Source organism: Mesorhizobium sp. M8A.F.Ca.ET.021.01.1.1, from assembly GCF_003998025.1.
GTDB lineage: Bacteria > Pseudomonadota > Alphaproteobacteria > Rhizobiales > Rhizobiaceae > Mesorhizobium.
Map to the genome: position 1 here is coordinate 1 of NZ_RZSJ01000432.1, position 5448 is coordinate 5448.

At 61.6% G+C, this 5448-nt stretch carries 6 protein-coding genes and 1 pseudogene; 3 read left to right on the forward strand and 4 right to left on the reverse strand.

The window, feature by feature from the left end; translation table 11 throughout:
- Positions 1 to 155 (reverse strand): annotated as a pseudogene (locus EOA36_RS38445) (glycine C-acetyltransferase); the annotation flags it as partial.
- 2 nt (positions 156 to 157) lie between these two features.
- Positions 158 to 427 carry a hypothetical protein gene (locus EOA36_RS26125; RefSeq protein ID WP_127280017.1) on the reverse strand — a complete coding sequence of 90 codons (270 nt, stop codon included), beginning with the start codon at positions 425 to 427 and terminating at the stop codon, positions 158 to 160.
- 35 nt (positions 428 to 462) lie between these two features.
- Between EOA36_RS26125 and EOA36_RS26130 the strand changes: the two genes are divergently transcribed.
- Positions 463 to 2535 (forward strand): EAL domain-containing protein, encoded by a 2073-nt coding sequence (locus EOA36_RS26130; RefSeq protein WP_127280018.1) that lies wholly within the window; start codon positions 463 to 465, stop codon positions 2533 to 2535.
- A gap of 73 nt (positions 2536 to 2608) precedes the next feature.
- Positions 2609 to 3349, forward strand: a complete 741-nt coding sequence (locus EOA36_RS26135) for a polysaccharide deacetylase family protein (protein WP_127280019.1) — start codon at positions 2609 to 2611, stop codon at positions 3347 to 3349.
- Positions 3350 to 3367: 18 nt separating this feature from the next.
- On the opposite strand, the gene EOA36_RS26140 is transcribed toward EOA36_RS26135, so the two are convergent.
- Positions 3368 to 3814: a MarR family winged helix-turn-helix transcriptional regulator gene (locus EOA36_RS26140; RefSeq protein WP_245464470.1), complete on the reverse strand. Its 447-nt coding sequence runs from the start codon at positions 3812 to 3814 to the stop codon at positions 3368 to 3370.
- A 127-nt stretch (positions 3815 to 3941) separates the two neighbouring features.
- Here EOA36_RS26140 and EOA36_RS26145 point away from each other — a divergent pair, with 127 nt between their 5' ends.
- Positions 3942 to 4349: a hypothetical protein gene (locus EOA36_RS26145; protein WP_127280021.1), complete on the forward strand. Its 408-nt coding sequence runs from the start codon at positions 3942 to 3944 to the stop codon at positions 4347 to 4349.
- Positions 4350 to 4449: 100 nt separating this feature from the next.
- Here the strand turns inward: EOA36_RS26145 and EOA36_RS26150 are convergent.
- The coding region (locus EOA36_RS26150; protein WP_148669438.1) for an FAD/NAD(P)-binding oxidoreductase at positions 4450 to 5448 on the reverse strand (999 nt) is incomplete at its 5' end.

Consider the following 5448-nt stretch of genomic DNA (forward strand, 5'->3'; position numbering starts at 1 on the left):
AGATAGTTGTTGGCGCAGAAATTCAGCACTTTCTCGCCGCCCACCTCGATTTCGGCCGACTGCATCGAGGAAATCACCCGCTCGGACTTGTAGAGGCCGGCGGATTTCAGCCCTGCAAGCTCACTGTCGATATGGGAGAGAAATGCTGCGGTCATGATCAGGCCTCGTTTGACGTGGGCAGACTGTCGTCCGGCCCGCGCAAAAAATCCATCGCAAAAGCGACCGGATCAGGTGGCCGGGCAGCATCAGGGGGACGCGATGGACATTGCCCAAGCGACCATCCGGCACGCATGGATTGACGAATGCTCAAATGCGGGCCGGCCGCGAAAGAACCCGATAACCATTTCGCGATCTTTCCGCGCCTCCCCCTTGCCGGCCAGCCGTCGACTTCCGGTCCTGTTAACGTTTGCAGTTCAATGGTGCTCATACAGAAATCCGTTGGCGAGAGGGCCGCCCCCGAACATGTCTCAGCAGCCGGTGCAAACCGTTTCAGGCAAGCTCATACTGCTGATCAAGGCTGGCTACTGGCTGGCGCTGCTCATCATTGCCGCCATGGTGGCAGCCTCCTTCGTTTTGCTGCAGCAGACGATGGCCACGCAGCAGCACAACAACACCTTGCTCGACATCGTCGGCATGCAGAAGACGTTGTCGCAGCGCATCGTCTTCCTTGCCAGCGCGACAGGCGTCGCCTCGCGCGACAAGCAGCCGGCGCTGGTCAGCGCGCTGAAGCAGGCCACGGCGGAGTTCGAGACGAACTACGATCTGCTGCTCAAGCAGACAGGCGCGGATCCGCAATCGCCTGCCAAGCTCGATCCGAAGTCGATCGAGAGCGTGCTTTTCGCCAAACCCTTCCATCTCGACTATTTCTCGGTTGGCCTGATCGCCAACGGCGATCGTCTGATCTCTGCACTGGAATCGCAGCTCAACCTTGGCGACAATGGCGGCTACAAGGGCGGCGCCGAACGCGTCAACCTCGATGCCTCTGTCGCCAATGCCACGCTGTCGGGCTATGCCGCGCTCGGCCAGCGCATCAGTGCCGACGCCGACGAGCGCTCCGAAAAGTTGCTCACTCTCCACCGCACGCTGTTCTATGCCACGCTCGGCGTCATCCTGCTGGTGGCGCTGTTCATCTTCAGGCCGATGTCCAACGCGATCCTGCGCAAAACGCGTGAATTGGTCGACGCTCGCAATTCGATGGCCTTCATCGCGGTGCATGACGGCCTGACGGGCCTGCACAACCGCACCTTCCTGACCGACCATTTCGAGACGCTGATCAAAGGCGCGCATCGCCGGCGCGAGCGCCTAGCCGTGGTCCAGCTCGACCTCGACCGCTTCAAGCAGATCAACGATACGCTAGGCCACGCCGCCGGTGACTATGTCCTGGTGGTGACGGCACAGCGCATGCGCGATTCCTGCCGGGCGTCGGATCTGTGCGCGCGGCTTGGTGGCGACGAATTCGTGATGATCCTCAACGGAGCCGGCAGCACCGAGGACATCAACATGCTGGCACGGCGCATACTGGTGCACATCAACGAGCCGATCGTGTTCCAGGGCACCACCATTCTTCCGGGCGCCAGCGGCGGCATCGCCGTCTATCCAATCGACGCCGACAATGCGCAAGACCTGCTGGTCCACGCCGATCTGGCGCTTTATTCCGCCAAGAAGATGGGTGGCGGCAACTTCTCGTTCTTCTCCGAGGAACTGCGAAGGGAACTCGACTACCGCAAGCAGCTCGAACACGACATCAAGGTCGCCATTTCCGAAAGAGCGTTCCAGGTCTATTTCCAGCCACAGGTTTCGCTAACCGACGGCACCATCAGCGGCATAGAGGCCCTCGTGCGCTGGAACCATCCCGAGCGCGGCATGATCTCGCCGGGCGAATTCATCCCGGTCGCGGAGAAATGCGGCTTCATGCCGGAGATCGGCCGCATCGTGATCAGCAAGGCGATCAACGAAGCCGCCGAATGGAACCGTGCCGGCATTGCCTTCGGCCGGCTTGCCGTCAACGTCTCGGGCACCGAGTTGCGTGAGCACGATTTCGATGCGTTTCTGTTCGACACGCTGGAGAGAGCCGGGCTGCCGCCGCAGAAACTGTCGCTGGAAATCGTCGAATCCGTCATCCTCGACGACGAGAAGACAGGCATCGCGGCCAAGCTGCGGCACATCCGGGCGGCCGGCGTCCATCTGGAACTCGACGATTTCGGCACCGGCTATGCGTCGCTCAGCCACGTCAATCCCAACGAGATCGACCGGCTCAAGATCGACCGCCGCTTCGTCCAGAACATCCACGAAAATGGCGACAACTCAAAGATCGTGCGCGCCATCACCGAACTTGCACGGGGTTTGGGCATCTCCATCGTCGCCGAGGGCGCCGAAACCGAGGCGGAGCTCGACTCGCTGATGGCGATCGGCTGCGACCAGGTGCAAGGCTATTCCATCGCCTTCCCGATGCCGCATGACAAGGCGCTGGAATGGCTGACCGCCCGCATGCCGAAGAAGGCCAGGCTGACGGTATTGCAGGGAAGCCTGGCGTAGGCGGAGCCGGGCCTGGCTTGACTACCAGCCGATGAAATGGCGGCCTGTCCTGATCGCAAACGGGTAGTGGCCCATGACATTCTTTCGGCTTGCCCTGGCAGCCATGTTGATGTCGGCGTTGCCGGCCCATGGCGCGGATCGCACCATCTACCTCACCTTCGACGACGGTCCTCTGAACGGCACAAGCAACATCCTCGACGTCTTGGAGGCGGCGCAGGTTCCGGCAACGCTGTTCATGGTCGGCATGCATGCCGAGGCCAGTGCGTCCAACAAGACGTTGGTGCGGCGCGCCAAGGCGATGCCGCTGGTGACGATCGGCAACCACAGCTACAGTCACGCCTACAATCACTACCGGCATTTCTATGGCGATACGGAAGGCGTGGTTGCCGACATGCTCATGGCCAATGCCGTTCTGGGCCTGAAGCCCGCGGTGCACGCCCGCCTGCCGGGGCGCGACGTGGTCCGGCTGCCTTCGATGTCGAAGAACGACAATTCGCTTGGGCAAGCGCAAGCCGGGCGCGAAGACCCCGACTATGAGTTCGTCGCAGCGTCCGGCTTTTATCTCTATGGATGGGACCACGAGTGGGTGCACAAGGACAGCGGCGAGCCGGTCCAGAGCGTCGATCATCTGGTCAGCGAGATCGATCATTTGTTCGGCTACGGCCACTTTGCCAAGCCCGGCAAGCTGATCCTTTTGATGCATGACCAGATGTTCCAGGACGGCTTTGACGGCAAGACGCAACTGACCAAGCTGATCACCGCACTGAAACTGCGCCACTATGCGTTTGGAACAATCCCGAGCTATGATAACTAAGCCATCAGGTCGGCACTCCTAGCTCTCCACATTCTCCCGCAATACGGCCAGCACCCGCGCAAACTCCGCGAGACGTTCGTCGGGTAGTCCTGTGCGAAGCCGCTTGTCGAAGACAAGTGCTGCTTGCCGCAACGTTTCGAACAGCGCTTCTCCCGCCTCCGTCAACCGGACCAGATGAACCCGGCGGTTGAGGGGATCGCGCCGCCGCGTCAGCAGGCCCTGCGCCTCCATCGCATTGAGATGATGGGTCAGCGTCGCACCCTGGATGCCGATCATGCCGGCAAGTTCGCGTTGATTGGCGAGCTCGCTCGACTTGACCGACAGCAGCGTGAGCCAGACCGGCAATGTGCCGCCTGCTTCAACCAAGGCGGCGTCGAAAGCCTGTGCGACAAGCTTGGCGGTACGGCCAAGGTTCATACCAACCGGCGGGCGTTCAAACGGTGTCATGATCTGACAGTAGAGCAAGCAGTGGGAACGTGAAACTCGGCTTCATGATTGACATCTAACCGTTAGATATCTAACTTTGTCTTATTGATGGCATCGCGGCATGGTTGCGGCGCGCAGGCGGCGGGCGAATGAGAGGAATGCAGTCATGCAATATGTTTATATCGTCGTCATCGGCCTGCACGTCATGGCCGGCGTATTCTGGGCTGGCACGACCATTGCGGTTGCCCGCGATCCGGACATCCGGGCAGAGCGGTTCTTCCGGCCGCAAATGGGCGCGGCCGGTTTGGCTTTTCTGACCGGATTGCTGCTCTGGTATTTCTTTCATGAGGGTGCTTTCGGCTCGATGGAGAAGGTACTGGCGCTCGGCATTTTGACGGCGCTAATCGCCGCCGGTGTGCAAGGCGCGCTTGTGGGCTCCGCCAGCAGGCAGCTCGCTGGCGCCGATGCAGCGACCCAAACGGAGCTGCGCGCGAAAATGACCAGGGGCGAACGCATCGCCGGCGGACTGCTGGTCATCACCGTACTTTGCATGGCGACCGCCAAATTGTTTTAGAATCGCACGGCCGGTGAAAGCCGATCATGCGCGGCGCGCAACGGACCAGAGCGGCAGGTGGCTCTCCTTGCAAAGGCCGTTGCGCGCCACCTGATCGTAATCAAATCCTGATCCCGAACCTGATCCCGTCATAGATGGCGGCGTGGATGTTGCGGGAGGCAACCGCGTCGCCGATGCGCAACAGCACGAAGCCCCCTTCGGGGTTGCGTTGGGGAAAAACGTCGCCTCCATTGACCAGACGTTCGTAGTCGACCGCCCCAGTGTTCTTCGACAACGGCTTCAGCGACAGATACAGATCGTCGAGCGGCAGCGTGCCGTGTTCGACCACAACCTGGTCGACCCTGCGTTCGCCGTGCCAGCCATCGGCAAAGTCCGAAGCGAGTTCAGCGACCAATTGATTGCCCTCGCGCCGCACCGAGCGCAGGCGCGTGTTGATGGTGATGGTGACGCCCTTTTCCTGGAAGGCCCGCATGTACGGAACGTGGTTCATGCCGCCCATTTCGGGGGCGAAGAACCGCTCCGGCGAAACCAGTTCCAGCTTCGAGCCGCTGTTGGCAATCAGTTCGGCCGCGCCCATGCCCTGATGGCCGCCATTGTCGTCAAAGAGAAGAACATTCTCGGCCGGCTTGATGCTGCCGGCCATGATGTCCCAGCTCGACGTGACGAGATTGTCACCGGAGGCCAGCGGCGGGTTCTGCGGCAGTCCGCCGGTGGCGACGACCACCACGTCAGGGGCCAGGGCCAGGACGTCGTCCTTCTCTGCCCATGTGTCGTAGCGGATCTCGACGCCGAGCCGGTCGAGTTCGGCCAGACGCCAGTCGATGATACCGATCAATTCCTTGCGGCGCGGGTTCTGGGTCGCCAGACGGACCTGGCCACCCGCTTGTGATGATGCTTCCAGGATCGTTACTTCATGGCCGCGCTCGGCCGCGACCCGCGCCACCTCCAGTCCGCCTGCCCCTGCGCCGACGACCACGACTTTACGCTTGGGCCCTTCCGTCTTGGCGATCACGTGCGGAATATCCGCCTCGCGGCCGGTCGCCGCATTGTGGACGCACAGCGCCTCGCCGCCCTCGTAGATGCGGTCGAGACAATAGGT